Origin of the sequence: Acidocella aminolytica 101 = DSM 11237 (genome assembly GCF_900129125.1) — a bacterium.
GTDB lineage: Bacteria > Pseudomonadota > Alphaproteobacteria > Acetobacterales > Acetobacteraceae > Acidocella > Acidocella aminolytica.
In genome coordinates this window covers 60,909-78,881 of sequence record NZ_FQVJ01000005.1, presented here as the reverse complement: position 1 = coordinate 78,881, position 17,973 = coordinate 60,909, and the positions used below count along the sequence as shown (strand labels likewise).

At 62.3% G+C, this 17,973-nt stretch carries 19 protein-coding genes; 13 read left to right on the top strand and 6 right to left on the bottom strand.

Annotated features, from left to right (window positions below; translation table 11 throughout):
• Positions 1 to 64 precede the first annotated feature (64 nt).
• From aroQ to BUB54_RS04280, 4 genes are all read left to right on the top strand, one after another.
• Positions 65 to 517 carry a type II 3-dehydroquinate dehydratase gene (aroQ, locus tag BUB54_RS04295; protein ID WP_048878419.1) on the top strand — a complete coding sequence of 151 codons (453 nt, stop codon included), beginning with the start codon at positions 65 to 67 and terminating at the stop codon, positions 515 to 517.
• Positions 514 to 966, top strand: coding sequence for an acetyl-CoA carboxylase biotin carboxyl carrier protein (gene accB, locus BUB54_RS04290; RefSeq protein WP_048878346.1), 453 nt, complete (start codon positions 514 to 516; stop codon positions 964 to 966). Before aroQ ends, accB begins: the two co-directional genes overlap by 4 nt.
• Before the next feature lie 109 nt (positions 967 to 1,075).
• Positions 1,076 to 2,416: an acetyl-CoA carboxylase biotin carboxylase subunit gene (accC, locus tag BUB54_RS04285; protein ID WP_048878420.1), complete on the top strand. Its 1,341-nt coding sequence runs from the start codon at positions 1,076 to 1,078 to the stop codon at positions 2,414 to 2,416.
• Positions 2,417 to 2,522: 106 nt separating this feature from the next.
• The gene (locus tag BUB54_RS04280) at positions 2,523 to 4,838 is read left to right on the top strand and encodes an aminotransferase class III-fold pyridoxal phosphate-dependent enzyme (protein ID WP_052948337.1); all 2,316 of its coding nucleotides are present in this window, start codon (positions 2,523 to 2,525) and stop codon (positions 4,836 to 4,838) included.
• Positions 4,839 to 4,867: 29 nt separating this feature from the next.
• On the opposite strand, the gene BUB54_RS04275 is transcribed toward BUB54_RS04280, so the two are convergent.
• Positions 4,868 to 5,476, bottom strand: coding sequence for a hypothetical protein (locus tag BUB54_RS04275; protein ID WP_139284788.1), 609 nt, complete (start codon positions 5,474 to 5,476; stop codon positions 4,868 to 4,870).
• 44 nt (positions 5,477 to 5,520) lie between these two features.
• On the opposite strand from BUB54_RS04275, the gene BUB54_RS04270 reads away from it, so the two are divergent.
• The 3 genes from BUB54_RS04270 (at position 5,521) to rho (ending at position 8,345) form a co-directional block, all read left to right on the top strand.
• Positions 5,521 to 6,480, top strand: a complete 960-nt coding sequence (locus tag BUB54_RS04270; protein ID WP_048878348.1) for a homoserine kinase — start codon at positions 5,521 to 5,523, stop codon at positions 6,478 to 6,480.
• The gene (gene rnhA, locus BUB54_RS04265; RefSeq protein WP_048878349.1) at positions 6,470 to 6,928 is read left to right on the top strand and encodes a ribonuclease HI; all 459 of its coding nucleotides are present in this window, start codon (positions 6,470 to 6,472) and stop codon (positions 6,926 to 6,928) included. Before BUB54_RS04270 ends, rnhA begins: the two co-directional genes overlap by 11 nt.
• A gap of 142 nt (positions 6,929 to 7,070) precedes the next feature.
• Positions 7,071 to 8,345 (top strand): transcription termination factor Rho, encoded by a 1,275-nt coding sequence (gene rho / locus BUB54_RS04260; RefSeq protein WP_048878350.1) that lies wholly within the window; start codon positions 7,071 to 7,073, stop codon positions 8,343 to 8,345.
• A gap of 39 nt (positions 8,346 to 8,384) precedes the next feature.
• Here rho and BUB54_RS04255 read toward each other — a convergent pair whose 3' ends face one another.
• Together BUB54_RS04255 and BUB54_RS04250 are read right to left on the bottom strand one after the other, a co-directional pair.
• Positions 8,385 to 9,248 carry a prephenate dehydratase gene (locus BUB54_RS04255; RefSeq protein WP_048878351.1) on the bottom strand — a complete coding sequence of 288 codons (864 nt, stop codon included), beginning with the start codon at positions 9,246 to 9,248 and terminating at the stop codon, positions 8,385 to 8,387.
• On the bottom strand, positions 9,245 to 9,979 hold the full coding sequence (locus tag BUB54_RS04250; protein ID WP_048878352.1) for a 3-deoxy-manno-octulosonate cytidylyltransferase: 735 nt from the start codon (positions 9,977 to 9,979) through the stop codon (positions 9,245 to 9,247). The genes BUB54_RS04255 and BUB54_RS04250 overlap by 4 nt, the downstream gene beginning before the upstream one ends.
• Before the next feature lie 83 nt (positions 9,980 to 10,062).
• Here BUB54_RS04250 and BUB54_RS04245 point away from each other — a divergent pair, with 83 nt between their 5' ends.
• Entirely contained in the window at positions 10,063 to 11,046 is a 984-nt protein-coding gene (locus BUB54_RS04245; RefSeq protein WP_139284787.1) for a c-type cytochrome, read from the top strand.
• A 3-nt stretch (positions 11,047 to 11,049) separates the two neighbouring features.
• Positions 11,050 to 11,832 (top strand): inositol monophosphatase family protein, encoded by a 783-nt coding sequence (locus tag BUB54_RS04240; protein ID WP_048878353.1) that lies wholly within the window; start codon positions 11,050 to 11,052, stop codon positions 11,830 to 11,832.
• A 48-nt stretch (positions 11,833 to 11,880) separates the two neighbouring features.
• On the opposite strand, the gene htpG is transcribed toward BUB54_RS04240, so the two are convergent.
• Positions 11,881 to 13,671: a molecular chaperone HtpG gene (gene htpG / locus BUB54_RS04235; RefSeq protein WP_048878354.1), complete on the bottom strand. Its 1,791-nt coding sequence runs from the start codon at positions 13,669 to 13,671 to the stop codon at positions 11,881 to 11,883.
• 125 nt (positions 13,672 to 13,796) lie between these two features.
• Here htpG and BUB54_RS04230 point away from each other — a divergent pair, with 125 nt between their 5' ends.
• The gene (locus tag BUB54_RS04230; protein ID WP_048878355.1) at positions 13,797 to 14,261 is read left to right on the top strand and encodes a hypothetical protein; all 465 of its coding nucleotides are present in this window, start codon (positions 13,797 to 13,799) and stop codon (positions 14,259 to 14,261) included.
• 43 nt (positions 14,262 to 14,304) lie between these two features.
• Here BUB54_RS04230 and BUB54_RS04225 read toward each other — a convergent pair whose 3' ends face one another.
• Together BUB54_RS04225 and BUB54_RS04220 are read right to left on the bottom strand one after the other, a co-directional pair.
• Complete coding sequence (locus BUB54_RS04225) at positions 14,305 to 14,541, bottom strand: YMGG-like glycine zipper-containing protein (protein ID WP_048878356.1); 237 nt, start codon at positions 14,539 to 14,541, stop codon at positions 14,305 to 14,307.
• A 98-nt stretch (positions 14,542 to 14,639) separates the two neighbouring features.
• Positions 14,640 to 14,891: a YMGG-like glycine zipper-containing protein gene (locus BUB54_RS04220; RefSeq protein WP_048878357.1), complete on the bottom strand. Its 252-nt coding sequence runs from the start codon at positions 14,889 to 14,891 to the stop codon at positions 14,640 to 14,642.
• A gap of 179 nt (positions 14,892 to 15,070) precedes the next feature.
• Between BUB54_RS04220 and BUB54_RS04215 the strand changes: the two genes are divergently transcribed.
• Genes BUB54_RS04215 through ftsY form a run of 3 tightly spaced genes read left to right on the top strand, consistent with a single transcriptional unit; the run spans position 15,071 to position 17,903 of the window.
• The gene (locus BUB54_RS04215; RefSeq protein WP_048878358.1) at positions 15,071 to 16,108 is read left to right on the top strand and encodes a rod shape-determining protein; all 1,038 of its coding nucleotides are present in this window, start codon (positions 15,071 to 15,073) and stop codon (positions 16,106 to 16,108) included.
• Positions 16,109 to 16,160: 52 nt separating this feature from the next.
• Positions 16,161 to 16,979 (top strand): diaminopimelate epimerase, encoded by an 819-nt coding sequence (gene dapF / locus BUB54_RS04210; RefSeq protein WP_048878359.1) that lies wholly within the window; start codon positions 16,161 to 16,163, stop codon positions 16,977 to 16,979.
• 3 nt (positions 16,980 to 16,982) lie between these two features.
• Complete coding sequence (gene ftsY, locus BUB54_RS04205) at positions 16,983 to 17,903, top strand: signal recognition particle-docking protein FtsY (RefSeq protein ID WP_048878360.1); 921 nt, start codon at positions 16,983 to 16,985, stop codon at positions 17,901 to 17,903.
• Positions 17,904 to 17,973 lie beyond the last annotated feature (70 nt).

Below are 17,973 nucleotides of genomic sequence, written 5' to 3'. Positions count from 1 at the left end.
CTTTGCAAAAAGCGCATGCAAAAATTTGGCGGCGCGCGGGCACTATGCTACCGCAAACGCCACCATGGCAGCACCGCTCATTCTGGTCCTTAACGGACCAAACCTGAATCTCCTCGGCATGAGGGAACCGGACATTTATGGTCACGGAACATTGGACGACTTGGAAACACTCTGCGCGGAAGTCGCGGAGGGGGCCGGGCTATCCATCGATTTCCGGCAGAGCAACCATGAAGGTGAGCTGATCACCTGGGTGCAGGAGGCGCGGCAAAGCGCGGCGGGGCTCATTATCAACCCGGCGGGTTATTCCCATACTTCCGTGGCGCTGATGGATGCGCTGAAGACGCTCGATATTCCGATTGTTGAAGTGCATCTTTCCAATATCCACCAGCGTGAGGCCTTCCGGCACCATTCTTATGTGTCCCATGCCGCCACGGGGGTGATTTGCGGGCTGGGATTTGCGGGCTATAGGCTCGCCCTGCTTGCCTTGTCTGAAATTCTGGAAGAAGACGAACAATGAGCCTTTCTTTCGACCCGAAGGCGCTTGCGGAACTCGCAGCGCTGCTGAACGAAACCGGTCTGTCTGAGATCGAGCTGGAGGAAGGGGACCGCAAGGTTCGTCTTGCCCGCACGCTGGCGCCGGTGAATGTCCCTGTGGCCGCGCCCGTGGCCCACGTCCCCGCCGCGGCACCTGCTTCGGCCGCGGCGCCTGCCGCTGCTGACCCGGCGAAGCATCCCGGTACGGTGAAGTCCCCGATGGTGGGCGTTGCCTATCTCTCTGCTGAGCCCGGCGCGCCGCCTTATGTGTCTGTCGGCCAGACGGTTGAGGCCGGTGCAACCCTGCTGCTGATCGAGGCGATGAAGACCTTTAATCAGATCAAGGCCCCGCGTGCCGGGACCGTGAAGCAGATTTTGATCACCAGCGGCGTCCCGGTTGAGTTCGACGAGCCGCTGTTGATTATTGAATAACATTGGTTTTCCACTGGAAAGCCTTACGAAACGCTTGATCCTGGGGGTGGGGCGTGGCTTGACCGTGCCTTCGGCCCCAGGCCATTTCTCACAGGATCGGCCTGCTGATATGTTCAAGAAAATCCTGATTGCAAATCGCGGTGAGATCGCGCTCCGGGTGCTTCGCGCCTGCCGTGAGATGGGTATTGCCTCGGTGGCGGTGCACTCCACCGCCGACACGGACGCCATGCATGTCCGCCTAGCTGATGAGAGCGTGTGCATCGGTCCCGCTCTGGCGCGTGATTCCTACCTCAATATGCCCGCCATCATTTCGGCGGCGCTGGTCACCGGGGCGGAGGCGATCCATCCTGGTTACGGATTCCTGTCCGAGAACGCCAAGTTCGCGGAGATGGTGGAGGCACACGGGCTGGTGTTCATTGGCCCCACGGCCGAGCATATCCGCATGATGGGCGACAAGATCACAGCCAAGACCACCATGGCAGAGCTTGGCGTGCCGCTGGTGCCGGGCTCCCCGGGGGAGCTTTCCTCCCTGGAGGAAGCGCATGAGGTGGCGGAGCGGATCAAGTTCCCGGTGCTCATCAAAGCCGCCGCGGGCGGCGGCGGGCGCGGCATGAAGGTGGCGCGCTCCAAAGAGGAGCTGGACTCCGCTTGGCGTGAGGCCCGTGCCGAGGCCCTGGCCGCGTTCGGCAATAACGCGGTCTATATGGAGAAATATCTCGACAAGCCGCGCCATATCGAGCTGCAGATATTGGCCGATAACTACGGGGACGTGGTGCATATTGGTGAGCGTGATTGCTCGCTCCAACGCCGCCACCAGAAGGTGCTGGAGGAAGCGGGCTCGCCAGCCATCACCGCCGAGGCGCGCGACGCGCTAGGCAAGACCGCGACCGATGCGCTGAAGAAATTCGGCTACCGTAATGCTGGAACGCTGGAATTTTTGTACCAGGACGGGCAGTTCGCCTTCATTGAGATGAACACCCGCTTGCAGGTGGAGCATCCGGTGTCCGAGATGATCTCTGGGCTGGATCTGGTGCGTGAGCAGATCCGCATCGCCGCCGGGGAGAAGCTGGGCTACACTCAGGCGGATATTCAGTTCTCCGGCCATGCCATCGAATGCCGCATCACGGCGGAAGACCCCGAGACCTTCACCCCCTCACCGGGCAAGGTGGATATGTTCCATGTGCCGGGCGGATTGGGCGTGCGGGTGGATTCCGCCCTTTACGCCGGCTATCGTGTGCCGCCGCATTATGACAGCCTGATCGCCAAGCTGGTGGCTTATGGCCGTGATCGTGACGAGGCCATTGCTCGCATGAGCCGTGCTTTGCGGGAATTTGTGATCACGGGTGTGAAAACCACGATCCCGCTGCACCAAAAGATTCTGGCGAACCCGGAATTTCAGAAGGGCGATTATACGATCCACTGGCTGGAGCGGTTCGTCTCCCAGGGCTAAGCGCTGGCTTACCGTTGTTGAAACAGGCCGTCTCTTTGCTGAAGGCGGCCTGTTTTGTGTTCTGCTGTCAGCGTGCCGCGGCGCAGGGCAGGATATTTGAAGCGCCATGACCGATCCGACAAACCTTGTTGCCCTGCAAACCAGCCCGCCCGCCTTCACCAAGGAGGCGGCGGAACAAATGGCTGGAGAGATTTTTGGCGTGCCCGGTGAGGCGCGGCAGCTTTATGGGGAGCGTGACCAGAATTTCCGCATCAAAACGGCGGACGGGCCGGGGATTATTTTCAAGATTCTGGGGCCGTCCGAGTTGCCGGAGGCGGTGGAATTCCAGATCGCGGCCCTCGACCATATCAAAATGATGGATGCCAGCCTGCCGGTGCCGCGCGTGTACCGCACGGCGGACGGTGCTGCCTATGTGTACGTGAAGGACGCGGCGGGCACCCCGCACATGGTGCGCGCGCTGGGCTTTCAGCCCGGGCAGGTGATGGATGCTATCACGCCCACGCCGGGCCTGCTGCGTGATGTGGGCGCCACGCTGGCGCGGCTGAACCAGGCGATGGCGAATTTCTTTCACCCCGGCGCGGGGCAGAAGATTGTGTGGGATTTGCGCGCCATTGAGACCATGCGGCCGTTCGCGTCGCTGATTGAGCCGGTTGAGGACCGGGCGCTGGTGGAAGCCGTGCTGGACCGGTTTCTGGCATTCCGCCCGGCCCTGGCCAAGCTGCGCCACCAGCCGGTGCATAATGACCTGCACCCCGGCAACATGCTGGTGAACGAGGATGCGAGCCGCGTCACCGGGCTGCTGGATTTCGGGGATATGATCCACGGCCCGCTGATCTTCGACCTCGCCGTGACCGCTGCCGAGACGGTGGGGGAAAATCTGGACCCCATCACGTACGCCACCCATGTGATCGCTGGGTATGATGCGGTGAACACGCTGGAACCCGCTGAGTTCGAGGCGCTGTATGAGGCGATTATCGCCCGCCACGCGCTCGCCGCCACCATCATGGCTTGGCGTAAGCAGAACGATCCCTCCGGGGCCGAGAAGCTGGCAGCGCTGGCGAGCATCGGCATTGCCGCCATCCAGGCTTATCAGGCGGAAGGGAAGGAGAAGGTGGTCGCACGCTTTCGCGCCGCCTCTGCCGCTCCCCTGGAAGTGGACAGTGCCGCGCTGGCCGCCCGGCGGTTTAATGTGCTGGGTAAGGGGCTGGAGCTTTCTTACGAGCAGCCGGTGCATCTGGTGTATGGCCAGGGCGTGCATCTCTACGCGCCGGACGGCACTGACTATCTGGACGCTTACAACAATGTACCGTCTGTCGGGCACGGCAATGCGCGGGTGGCGGAAGCCATCTCCCGCCAGATGCGCCGTTTATGCGCCAATACGCGTTATCTGCATGAGAACGTGGTGGAATATGCCGAACGCCTGACCGCCACCTTGCCGGACGGGCTGGCGCATGTGCTATTCGTGAATAGCGGCTCCGAGGCGAATGACGCGGCCTACCGCATCGCCAAGGCGCTCACGGGTAAAACCGGGGCGATTGTGATGGCCAACGCGTATCATGGCATTACCGACGTGGTGGCGGCGCTTTCGCCCTATTACGGGCCGTTCGCGCAGAAGCAGGAGGATTTTATTGAGGTGCTGGAAAGCCCGGACCCGTTCCGGGGGCGCTTCTCCGGCCCGGAGGCCGGGGCGGCTTATGCGCGGGATGTAGACCGCGCCATCGCGGCGCTGGAGGCGCGGGGGCATGGCGTGGCGATGCTGTTGATTGATTCCGCTTTTGTTTCCAACGGCATTGTGGACACGCCGCCGGGCTATTTCACCGCCGTGGCGGAAAAAGTGCGTGCGGCGGGCGGGCTTGTGGTGGGCGATGAGGTGCAGTCCGGCTTTGGGCGCATGGGCGAGACGTTCTGGGGCTTCGCGCGGCATGGCGTGGTGCCGGACATGGTGACGCTGGGCAAGCCGATGGCCAATGGCCACCCCACCGGCGCGCTGGTGACAAGGCCGGAGATCTTGGCGGACTTCACCAGGAAGATCGATTTCTTCTCTACCTTTGGCGGCAACCCGGTCTCCGCCGCCGCCGCCTTGGCCACGCTGGAGGTGCTGCAGCAGGAGAAGCTGCAACAAAATGCCCGCAAGACCGGCGAATTTCTACGCAACGAGTTGGCGGGGCTGCAGGTTGAGTTCCCGCTGCTGGCGGATGTGCGCGGTGCCGGGCTGATGGTGGGGGTGGAGATTTACGAGGAAGGCCAGCCCTCCCAGAAGCTGGCCAAGCGCATCGCCAATGGGTTGCGCCAAGCCAGGGTGCTGATCGGCACTGAGGGGCCGGATGGCAATGTGCTGAAAATTCGCCCGCCGCTTCCTTTCGCCACGCAGGACGCCGCCCGACTGGTGGAGGCGCTGCGCGGGGTGCTACGCGGGCTGTAAACGCCCGCCGGAGCAGCGCTTACAAAAGGTCAGGGCGTCGCGTCGGGGTGGGCGGCGGCGTAGGCCAACTGGTTCTGCGTCATCTGGAAGCCGGTGAGGATTTCCAGCCCGGCGCTGTCCGGCACGGCGGGCACTTCAATCTTCACGGGCTTTGAGGTGGCCGCGGCGGTGCTCATATTGCCGTTGAATTTCAGGGTGACGTAATAGATTTTCTTGTCGACGATCTTGTCGCCCTTTGTGATGGCCACAAACCAGGGCAAGGTGACCGGCTGGCCATGATTGGCCGGGCCGTTATTCGCCAGGAAGTTGGCGGTGAACTTCACCTCAAGCAGCTTTTGTTTGTCTTTGGTCTTGGGTGTGCAGGCGCCGGAGATGCCGGTGATCTGCGCGGTGGAGATCTGCGAGGCGACATCGCTGCGGCCGGGCTTGAAGAGCGTCACGGTCTGGGCTTGTTGCAGCAGCGCGGTCTGCGGGCAGAAGCTGGTCAGGTCCGGCGTGGCGCTGGTGCTCGTGGGCGGTTGCGGGGCGGCGCCGTCATTGGCTTTGGCGGCGGGCGGGTGGCCGCCGCCGCATGCGGCGAGAGCCAACAAGGATGCCAGGGCGGCAGCGGGCGGAAGGGCGGACCGGAAATCTTTCATGGCTGCTCCCTTGCCAGAATTTTTGTCCCCGGTCATCTACGCGCATGGCAGTTTACACGGAAGTCACGGACGAGGCGCTCGCGGAGTTCCTGTCGCTTTACGATATCGGCACGCTGACCGCATTTCGCGGGATCGCCGAAGGGGTGGAGAACAGCAATTACGCGCTGAAGACCAGCGAAGGAGATTTCATCCTCACCCTTTATGAAAAGCGGGTGAATAAGGAGGATCTGCCCTATTTCCTGGGGCTGATGGAACATCTGCGCGCTCACGGCCTGCCATGCCCCCTGCCGGTGCGCGCCAAGGATGGTCGCAATTTGAAGGAGCTGGCGGGCAAGATGGCTGCCATCACCACCTTCCTGCCCGGCGTCTGGCCGCGCCATATCAAACTGGCGCATTGTGAGCCGCTGGGGGCGGCGCTTGCGAAGCTGCATCTGGCGGGCGAGGGCTTCGCCATGACTCGCCGCAACGGGCTGGGGCCTGATTCCTGGTCGCCGCTGCTGGCCAAAAGCCTACCGCACGCCGATAGCGTGCTGGGCGGGCTGGGGGCGGAGCTGCAAGCTTGGTTGGCGCAGATTGAGGCGGACTGGCCGAAGGATTTGCCGGTAGGGCAGATTCACGCGGATTTGTTCCCGGATAACGTGTTTTTCCTGGAGGGGCAGATTTCCGGGCTGATCGATTTTTACTTCGCCTGCACGGATATTTTGGCCTACGACATTGCGGTGTGCCTGAATGCCTGGTGCTTCGAGAACCATGCGGAGCTGAATGTCACGCGCTCGCGGGCCGTGCTGCGGGGATATCAATCCGTACGGAAGCTTTCTGATTCGGAGATTAACGCCTTGCCTGTGCTGGCGCGCGGCGCGGCGATCCGGTTTTTGCTGACCCGGCTTTATGACTGGCTGAACACGCCGGAGGGCGCGCTGGTCACGCCCAAGGACCCGCTGGATTATTACCGGCGCCTGCGGTTCCATTTTGCTGTGTCGGGGGCGGGCGCTTATGGGCTCTGAGGATCAGGAGAGCATTGTCGAGATCTGGACGGATGGCGGCTGCAAGCCCAATCCCGGCCCTGGCGGCTGGGCGGCCATCCTGAAGTTCAAGGGCAATGTGAAGGAGCTTTCCGGCGGAGAGACGGACACCACCAACAACCGCATGGAGCTGACCGCGGCGGCGGAGGCGCTCAGCGTGCTCAAACGCCCATGCGTGGTGAAGCTGCATACGGATTCCGAATATCTGAAAAACGGCATCACACGCTGGCATCAAGGCTGGGTCCGCAAGAACTGGCGGTCCTCCACCGGGGACCCGGTGAAGAATATGGATCTCTGGAAGCGGATTCTGGAGGCCGCCAAGCCACACCAGATTGAGTGGCTGTGGGTGAAGGGCCATTCCGGTGACCCAATGAACGACCGGGCGGACGAACTGGCAACCGCCGCACGAGAAGGGTTGAAGGGGGCTTGATCTTTTAGCGCCGAGACACCATTACATCTCCAAGACCGTCCGCGTCTTGGTGCCCGTCCTGGGCTGCCGGTTTTTCTCATATCTTCCATAGAGCCATAGCGTCCTGCCGTGGCACATCCTGAAACTGGATTTCTGGTCCCCCATGCATCTCGCCGAATTAAAGGCAAAATCCCCTACCGATCTCCTGGCCCTGGCTGAGGAGCTGGAGGTTGAAAACGCGTCCTCCCTGCGCAAGCAGGATATCATGTTCGCCATCCTGAAAGCCCATGCCGAGAACGAGCAGGCAATTTATGGCGACGGCACGCTGGAAATCCTGCCCGACGGGTTTGGTTTCCTGCGTAACCCAGAAGCAAACTTCCTGCCCGGCCCGGAGGATATCTACGTCTCTCCGCAGCAGGTGCGCCGCTATGGCCTGCGGACCGGCGATACGGTAGATGGCGAGATCCGCGCGCCGAAGGAAGGCGAGCGTTACTTCTCCCTGGTGAACGTCGACAAGATCAATTTCGAGTCGCCGGAAGCGGTGAAGCACCGTATCAATTTCGACAATCTTACCCCGCTCTACCCTACCTCGCGCCTGCGCATGGAAGTGGAAGCGCCTGAGCCCACCACCAAGGGCCAAGCCAAGGAGATCACGGGCCGGGTGATCGACCTGGTGGCGCCCATCGGCAAGGGACAGCGCGCCCTGGTGGTCGCCCCGCCGCGGACCGGTAAGACGGTGATGCTGCAAAACATCGCCGCCTCCATCACCGCCAACCACCCGGAAGTGTTCCTGATTGTGCTGCTCATCGATGAGCGCCCCGAGGAAGTGACCGACATGGCGCGCTCCGTGCGCGGCGAGGTGGTGGCTTCCACCTTCGATGAACCCGCCGCCCGCCACGTGCAGGTGACGGAAATGGTGCTGGAGAAAGCCAAGCGCCTCGTCGAGCATAAGCGCGACGTGGTGATTTTGCTGGATAGCATCACCCGTCTGGCGCGCGCGTACAACACGGTTGTGCCCTCCTCTGGCAAGGTGCTCACCGGCGGTGTGGACGCCAACGCCCTGCAGCGCCCCAAGCGGTTCTTCGGCGCGGCGCGTAATATCGAGGAAGGCGGCTCGCTCACCATCATCGCCACCGCGCTGATCGATACCGGGTCGCGCATGGATGAGGTGATTTTTGAAGAGTTCAAGGGCACCGGCAATGCCGAGCTGATCCTGGACCGCAAGCTGTCCGACAAGCGCACCTTCCCGGCCATCGACATCACCAAGTCTGGCACCCGTAAGGAGGAGCTGTTGGTGGAGAAGGCCGTGCTCTCCAAGATGTGGGTGCTGCGGCGTATCTTGAACCCGATGGGCACAACGGATGCGATGGAGTTCCTGCTCGACAAGCTGAAATACTCCAAGACTAACGCGGATTTCTTCGAGGCGATGAATACCTGATAAAAGAAAGCCCGGCTGTCATGGCCGGGCTTTTTCGGTTTAGGCGGGGGTGGCGTCCAGCGTTTCGCGGTGCTGGCGCCGGTACGGGTCCATTTTGTAGGTGCCGAGAATTTTAAACTCGGTGCAGAAAAACTCCAGCTCCTCAAAAGCAAGCTTCAGGTGGCGTTGCGCCGGGTGGCCTTCTACTTCCGCCAGAAATTGCGTGGCGGTGAAGCTGCCGTTGAGCATATAGCTTTCCAGCTTAGTCATGTTCACGCCATTGGTGGCAAACCCGCCCAGTGCCTTGTACAGCGCGGCGGGCACGTTGCGAACATTGAAGACGAAGGTGGTCATCAGGCCGGGCGTGTCCGGCTCCAGCACCAGCTTCTCGCGCGCCATGATGTAAAAGCGTGTGGTGTTGTGGCGCTCATCCTCCACATTGCGGCGCAGAATATCGAGCCCGTACATCTCCCCGGCGAGAGAGGAGGCAATGGCCGCGTCTTCCTTGCTGTTCAGCTTGGCCACAATCTCCGCCGCTCCCGCCGTGTCATACTCTACAACCGGAGTGGCATTCAGCTCGGCCAGCAGGTTACGCACCTGCCCCAACGCAACCGTATGAGAGTGTATGCGCTTGATGTCCGCGATCTGCGTGCCCTTCGGGGCGAGCAGGCAGTGTTCCACGCGCAGGAAGGTTTCGCCAATGATGGAGAGGCCGCTGCCGGGCAGCAGCGCGTGCATGTCCGCGACCCGTCCGGCCAGCGAGTTTTCCGGCGGCAGCATGGCAAGATCCGCCCGGCCTTCCCGTACCTCGGCCATGGCGGCCTGGAAGCTGGCGCAGGGCAGGGTGGCTGCCCCCGGAAACGCGATGCGGCAGGCAAGGTCTGAATAGGCGCCCGGCTGGCCCTGGAATGCAATTATGCTCATTTGCTCAGCGCCTCCCGCGCGCGGTCAAGATCTTCTGGGGTATCGACGCCAAACGGTGCTTCGATCACCTGTGCAGCGCCAATGCGCAGGCCCGCCTCCAGGGCACGCAACTGTTCCAGCTTCTCGCGTTGTTCCAACGGTGAGGGCGGCAGTGACACAAACGTCGCCAGCGCCGCGCGGCGGTAGGCATAGATGCCGATATGATGCCAGTGCGCACCGTCCCCGCTGGGGATGAGATGGCGCGAGAAATATAGCGCCGGGGCAATCTCCGCGCCGTCCGCAAAGGCACAGGCGCATTTCACCACGGACAGGGCGTTGCGCTCGGTTTCGGTGGTGATGGGCGCGACCAGCGTACCGATATCGTAGCCCTGGGCCAGCGGTTTCAGCACTGTTGCAAGATAGGACGGGTCGATGGAGGGCAGGTCGCCTTGCAGGTTCACGATCACGTCATGCTTACCCTCGGCATCCAGGCTTTGCAGGGCGGCGAAGATACGGTCCGACCCGGAGGGCAGGTCCGGGTCAGTCAGCACCGCGATGCCACCTGCTTTTTCAACTGCTTCAGCCACTTGCACCTCGCCGCAGGCCACGGCCACCGGCCCCAGCCCGGCTTCCTGGGCGCGGGCCAGAACATGCGCGATCATCGGCTTGCCGCCAATATCAGCCAGCACCTTGGCCGGAAGCCGGGTGGAGCCGAGGCGCGCGGGAATCAGGATGAGGGGGTTCAAAACCATGGCCTTTTTTGCTGCTTGCCGCCCTGCCTAATTCGCTCTACGCCTTAGTGCAACGCGTCCAGAATACGAACCCGGGGGAAACCATGGACAAATCGGGCAAGGATGGTCTGCTTGGTAATAAGATCGCGGCGGGAGTGCTGACGGCAGGGCTGGTGTTATGGGGGGCGAATCGCATCGCCCATAGTGTCATGTCGGATGAAGCGCCGGAGAAACCCGCCATCAAGATTGCCGCGCTACCCAGCGCTGCCCCGGCACAGGCGTCCAAACCTGCCGGGCCTGAAAGCATATTGCCGCTGCTGGCCAAGGCGGATGTAGCCAAGGGCATGGCCTTTGTGCAGCAGCAATGTGCGGCCTGCCATACCTTCACCCAAGGCGGGGCGAATGGCGTGGGGCCCAATTTGTATGACGTAGTGGGCGCGCCGATGTTTGCCCATACCGGGTTCAGCTACTCAGCCGCAGTGAAGGCCAAGGCCCATGGCAACTGGACCTATGATGAGATGAATGAGTGGCTCTACTCACCGAGCAATTTCGCGCCGGGCACGGGCATGTCTTACCCCGGGATTCACAACACCCAGACCCGCGCGGATGTGGTCGCATATCTGCGTACGCTCTCTAACCGGCCGGTGCCACTGCCCTCGGCATCTCAAATCAAGTCCGAGTCCGAGGAACATGGCGCGTCCGCCGCGCCCCCCGCCACGGCGCCAGCGGAAAACCTGACCGCGCTGCTGGCCCATGCCGACCCCGCCAAGGGTAAAGCGCTGTTTGAGGAGCAATGCACCGCCTGCCATACCATCGCCAAAGGCGGCGCGAACGGGGTGGGGCCCAACCTGTACGGGGTTGTCGGCTCCAAATCCTTCTCGGCGTCAGGTTTTGATTATTCGGATGCGGTGAAGCCCAAGGCGGGCAAGCCCTGGACGGCGGCGCGGCTGGATGACTGGCTGAAATCCCCGGCGGCCTTTGCGCCGGGTACCCACATGGCCTATCCTGGCATCAAGAATGATCAGACAAGGGCCGACATGATTGCTTATCTGAACCAGAACTCCGCCAGCCCTGTTAAGCTGCCCTGACCCATGCAGGATTTAATCGCGATTGCCGATGCGGCGCTCAATGCCAGCGGGGCCGCTATTCGGCCCTACTTCCGCGTGGGTTTGGGGGCGGATGATAAATCCGATGAAAGCCCCGTCACCGCCGCCGACCGCAAGGCCGAGGAAGTGCTGCGCGCCGCGCTGGCTAAGGCGACGCCGGCCTTTGGCATTATCGGTGAGGAGTTTCCCTCTCATAATACCGGCGCCAAATATGTCTGGGTGATTGACCCGATTGACGGCACCCGCGCTTTTATCACAGGGCGCACCAGCTTCACCACGCTGCTGGGGCTGCTGGAGGATGGCGTGCCGGTGCTGGGCTTTATCGACCAGCCAGTCACGCGGGAGCGTTGGGCGGGCGGGCGCGGCCAGGCGTTGCGGTTCACGGGCGGGCTGGGCGGCACGCCCGGCACACGCCAGAGCGTGGCGCTGGCGGCTGCGGAACTCGCTGCCACCTCGCCGGAGATGATCGCCGGGGCCGGGCCAGAGGCGGTACGGCGGTTCAACCAGCTAAAACACGCCGCCAAGCGTATTTATTGGGGCGGGGACGCCTATTCCTACGGCCTGCTGGCGCTGGGGCAGATTGATTTGGTTGCTGAACATGACTTGAAGCCGTGGGACTGGGCGGCGTTGGCGCCGGTGGTGGAGTCCGCGGGCGGGGTGGTCACGGACTGGTCCGGCGAACCCCTGAAACTAGGCTGCGACGGGTCCGTGCTGGCCAGCGCCAACCGTGCCTTGCACGATGCGGCGCTGGCAGCTTTGCAGCGGTAAAAAATTCCTGCCGGTGCGGCGTTTTATAATACGCCGCACCCAAGTCTGTTACGCGTTTTCCGCCAGGGCGGCTGAAATCTGCTTCACGAATTCCGCCGGGTTCTCTGGCAGATCGCCATCCTGCAGCTTGGCGAGGTTAAGCAGCAGGCTTGCGGCCTCCTTCACATCCTCTTTCGCAGCCAAGGCTTCCACCAGCTTATGGCTGGGATTGATTTCCAGCTTCGGCGGCAGGCCGAATACCGGGCGGCCCGCACGGCGCAGCAGGCGCTGCATGGCTAGGTCTGGTCCCGCCTCCGCCGCCACCAGCATTGCCGGGCTGTCTTTAAGGCGGGAGGATGCTGTGACCTCGGAAATATCCTCGCCCAGCGCCTCCTTCAGCTTGGTGCACAGGTTGGTGATGGCCTCCGGCACATCTCCTGCCGCGAAAAGATTGCCCGCCTGAGAGACAGAGACGAGCTTCTTCTCTTTATAGCTGCCCAAGCGGCCCGGCCAGAATGCGTCGATGGCATCACCTAGCAGCAGCACTTCATAGCCCTTCTCGGCAAAGCCTTCGAGCTGCGGGGAGGTTTTGAGGTGCGCGGCATCGCCCGCGAGGTAATAAATATCGCTCTGCCCCTCGGGCATACGGGCGATGTAGTCATCCAGCGTAGTCGCGTCTTCTTTGGTGGAGGCAAAGCGCAGCAGGGCGGCGATCTCGGCGGCGTGGCCGGTATCTTCGTAAATGCCCTCCTTCATCACAGAGCCGAAATTCTCCAGGAAGGCTTTGAACGCCTCGGCGTCCTTGGCTTTGGCCTTCAGCTCTGAGAGCACGCGGTTGACCAGCACCTTGCGGATTTTTTCCAGTACCGGGGTAGATTGCAGAATCTCACGCGAGACGTTCAGCGGCAGATCCTCGGTATCCACCACGCCGACCACGAAGTTCAGCCAGTTAGGCAGCAGCTTCGCGTCATCGGTGATGAACATCCGCTTCACATGCAGCCGCACCTTGCTCTCGCGGCTTTCCTCCACGGGCATGAAGGGCTTCTGTGAGGGGATGAACAGCAAAGCGTTGAATTCAACCGTGCCTTCCGCGCGCCAGTGTATGGTGGCGAAGGGCTCATCGAAATTATGCCCGACATGGCGATAGAAATCCGCGTATTCCTCTGGCGTGATCTCGGAGCGGTTCTTGCGCCACAGCGCCTTGCCTTCAGTCGCTGCCTCGAATTTGCCGTCTTCCTCAATCTCCACGGGCCAGGTGATATGGTCGGCCCATTTGCGGATGATGGTTTTCAGGCGGATCGGCTCCAGATACTCCTCCGCATCCGGCTTGATATGCAGCAGGATGGTGGTACCCGGCGCACCGCGCGCGGCGGATTTGAGGGTATATTCGCCCTGCCCGTCGGAAACCCACTCCCAGGCTTCCTCATGCCCGGCCTTGCGGGAGGTCACCTCCACCTTTTCCGCCACCATGAAGGCGGAATAGAAGCCGACGCCGAACTGGCCGATCAGGCTGGGGCGATCCTCCGGCTTGGCACTGGCTAGCTGGCTGGTAAAGGCGGCAGTGCCGGAGCGGGCGATGGTGCCCAGATTCTCCGCCAGTTCCTCCTTGCTCATACCAATGCCGTTATCCTCAATGCGGATGGTCCGCGCCGCTTTATCCGCGCTGATGCGGATGGCAGCATTGTCTGGCAGCGCCAGCGCCCCATCAGACAGCGCCATAAAGCGGCGCTTATCCGTAGCGTCGGCCGCGTTGGCCACCAGCTCCCGCAGGAAAATTTCCCGGTCGGAATAAAGCGAGTGAACCACCAGGTCGAGCAAGCGGCCAACTTCGGTGCCGAAACGCCGTGTTTCTTCAGTCATGCAGGTCCTCCTGTTTGTCCAACCGGCGCATTTAGCGCGCAAGGGCCATGGGGCCAAGAGGGAAGGGTGCTGACAGCGCCCCTTCATGGTTGTTATGAAGGATCTAACAGTAAGGGAAACACCGCATGCCGGCCATCGCGTCTTTTGTCCGTCTGCCTCGGGAAGAGCTGAAGGACATTGCCAAAGCCATCACCGGTGACGATCCGCAGAGCCTGCCAGATGTCCTGGCCGCCAACGGCACCTCGGTGGTCGAGTTCGAGGAGGATGGCGATATTTTCTCTGTGCTGCTGCCGGTACTGGCAGATGATTACGACATCGACCTTGAGACGAGCGAAAATGCCGTGCTGGCCGATCTGGCCGAAGTCACTGAGGCACTTGTGTTCATTCTGACTAAGGAAGACCAGGACAAGTATTACGAACAGCTCAACCCGGAGAATTTCACCGTCGAGGAACTGGACGAAGCCTATGAGGATTTTTCCGAGGAAGACGCGGATGGCGCCGGCGCCGCCATGCTGGCGGGCATCGGCGCACTGTACCAGGCGCTACAGGAGGTAGATGTCGATCATGTGGTCGTCGTCACCGTGACGTGAGGCAAAAAGGGCTGGCCCCGGAGCAGCCGGGGCCATGGGCCGGTTAGTTCCCCAGATTGACCTGATTATGCGAGGTCGCCGCACCCGTGACAGCACCAGCTGCTCCGCCAATGAGCGCCCCTGTGCCAGCGCCCATGCCGGTCGCCGCGCCAATAATGGCACCGCCGCCCGCGCCAATGGCACCGCCTGTTAAGGCCCGGTGGCCAGGTGAATAGCCACAACCCGCCAAAGCCGTGAGAGACGCGGCCAGAACCAGGCCGGTTGTTATCTTGCGAAGCATTCTAACTCTCCTAATAACCCGTTCATGAAACGGATATTTAGTCCACGATTGAGATTTCAAGCGGCGCTAGGCCGCCTGACAGCTCCTTCATGTGAAGTTCAGTTTCCGACGAGCGGCTTTCCGAGATTTAATGTATTAGGGCTGATCGCCGCCCCCGCCACGGCCCCCACACCACCGCCAATTGCGGCGCCGGCGGCGGGCCCAATGCCGGTTACCGCACCCAGAACAGCCCCCGCCCCGGCGCCGATGGTGCCGCCGGAGAGCGCGCGAGAGCCCGGTGAATAGCCGCACCCAGCCAAGCTAAGTCCCGCCACTGTCAATAAAATAACGGGGATGGCTTTTCTTTTCACGTGTATCTCCTTGATGATTCAGTATTCCCTGATTTCCTCGTTATGGACCGGCAAATATGGCGAATGAAGGGCTTGATTGAGACCCTTGCCCCAAGGCTGAACGGGCTGTAAGGCCAGCGGCCAGACTCCACGCGCGGGGGCGTGGAGAATAAGGCCTCTGCCTTGCGGAAAGGGTTTTGATGTTTTCCAAACTTCTCGGCCTGATGTCGGCCGACATGGCGATTGATCTGGGTACTGCGAACACGCTGGTCTATGTGAAGGGGCGCGGCATTGTTCTGGCGGAACCCTCCGTCGTGGCGATTCAGGATGTAAAAGGCCGTAAGCAGGTTTTGGCCGTGGGTGAGGACGCCAAGCTGATGCTGGGCCGCACACCGGGTAACATCCAAGCGATCCGCCCGCTCCGTGATGGTGTCATCGCGGATTTCGAGGTGGCGGAGGAGATGATTAAGCACTTCATCCGGAAGGTACATAACCGCCGCGGCTACGCCTCGCCACTGATCATTATCTGCGTGCCTTCCGGCTCCACCGCCGTCGAGCGCCGCGCGATTCAGGAATCCGCCGAGAGTGCCGGGGCGCGCAAGGTGCTGCTGATCGAGGAGCCAATGGCCGCTGCGATCGGCGCCAATCTGCCGGTGACCGAGCCATCCGGCTCCATGGTCGTGGATATTGGCGGCGGCACCACTGAGGTCGCGGTGATCTCGCTGGGCGGTATCGTCTATGCGCGCTCCGTGCGCGTGGGCGGTGACAAACTGGATGAAGCAATCATCTCCTATATCCGCCGCGCATTTAACCTGCTGATCGGCGAAAGCTCTGCCGAGCGGATTAAAATGGATATCGGCGCTGCCTGGGTGGACAGCAACACTGACGGCCCGAGCCGCTTTGTGAAGGGCCGCGACCTCATCAATGGCGTCCCGCGCGAGGTCACGGTGACCCAGCGCCAGATCGCCGAGAGCCTGGCCGAGCCGGTGGGGCAGATTGTCGAGGCGATCAAAGTGGCGCTGGAAAACACCCCGCCGGAGCTGGCGGCGGATATCGTGGACAAGGGCATCATGCTCACCGGCGGCGGCGCGTTGCTGCACCGGCTGGACGAGGTGCTGCGCGTATCAACTGGTCTGCCGGTGATGGTGGCCGAGAACCCGCTGCAATGCGTGGCAAACGGCACGGGCCGCGCGCTGGAAGAACGCGCGCTGCGGGCTGTGACCTCCGCGATATACTAAATCCCGCGTGGCGGCCTTTGCGCCGCCTTGCTGGGCAGGGTAAGGAAGGGCCATGCTGCCTTTTCTGAAAATGCATGGCGCCGGTAACGACTTTGTGGTGCTGGATGCTCGCGTCGCCAAGCTGGCCCTGGCGCCGGAGGCCGTGCGCCACATTGCCGACCGGCGGCGGGGCGTTGGGTGTGACCAGCTTGTCATCATCGAGTCCGATGACGCCGGTGCTGATGCGTTCATGCGGATTCTGAATTCAGACGGCTCCGAGAGCGGCGCCTGCGGCAATGCTACACGCTGCGTGGCCGCTCTGCTGGCTGAGGAATCCGGCGCGCAATGGGTTAAAATCCGTACCGTCGCCGGGCTGCTGGTGGCTGAAATTCTGGGGCCGGGCCTGGTTGAGGTGGATATGGGCCCGCCGCATCTGGAATGGGGCGATGTGCCGCTCTCCGGTCCGTATGACACGCTGCATCTGCCTTTGAGCCTGGGGCCGGTCTCCGACCCGGCGGCGTGCTCCATGGGCAACCCGCACGCAACCTTCTTCATCGACGATTTCACCCATCTGCCGATCGAGACCATCGGCCCTATGCTGGAGAAAAACCGCATCTTCCCTGAGCGAGCCAATATCGGCTTCGCGCGGATCGACAGCACCTCCCGCGTCCGCTTACGCGTGTGGGAGCGCGGCGCCGGGCTCACGCTGGCCTGCGGCTCCGGCGCTTGCGCCACGCTGGTGAACGCGCACCGCAGGGGGCTGACCGGCCGCATGGCGGTGGTGGAGATGGATGGCGGTGAATTGTTGATCACCTGGGCGGAAAACGGCCATGTGCTAATGCGTGGCCCCGCCGAGACCGCCTTCGCTGGCGAATTGCCCGGAATTTTTTAAAACATGGCTGTATCCTCGTTTTTCTCCCGGCTGAAAACCGGGCTTTCCCGTTCGGCTGCCAAGATAACTGGCGGCATCACGGGCGTGTTCACCAAGCGCAAGCTGGATGATGAGGCGCTGGAGGAGCTGGAGGACCAGCTGATCGCCGCTGACCTTGGCCCCGCCGTGGCGGCGCGGATCATCAAAGGCTTCCGCTCCACGCGCTTTGGCAAGGAGGTCACGGACGAGGAAGTGCGCGAGACACTGGCGGCGGAAATCGCCGAGGTGCTCACCCCTGTGGCCACGCCGCTTGAGCTGGACCGCGCCCACAAGCCTTACGTGATCCTGATGGTGGGCGTGAATGGCGCGGGTAAAACCACCACCGTTGGCAAGCTGGCCTCGGTATACCGTGAGCAGGGCCTGACGCCGATGCTGGCGGCGGGCGACACCTTCCGCGCCGCAGCGGTGGAGCAGCTGCAGGTCTGGGGGCAGCGCGCGGGGTGCGAGGTTGTCACCGCCCCCGCCAACACAGACCCGGCCTCCCTGGCGCATGACGCGCTGAGCCGCGCCCAGAAAACCGGGGCGGATGTGCTGCTGATCGACACCGCCGGGCGACTGCACAACAAAACTGCCTTGATGGAGGAGCTGCGGAAGATCATCCGCGTGATCCGCAAGCTGGACCCCACCGCCCCGCACGCCACGCTGCTGACCCTGGACGCCACCACCGGCCAGAATGCGGTGACGCAGGTGGGTATTTTCAAGGAGATGGTGGACCTGAACGGCCTGATTGTCACCAAGCTTGACGGTTCCGCCCGCGGCGGCATCGTGGTGGCCCTGGCGGAAAAATACGGCCTTCCCATTCACGCCGTTGGCACGGGCGAACAGATTGCGGATCTGCGCCCGTTTGACGCGACGGAATTCGCTAAGGCGCTAGTGGGAGGGTAAGGAGTACTGGTCTCTTTGCAGGCGTCAATCCAGCGGCAGAATAATCCCTGGTTGGCTAATGCTGTTACGC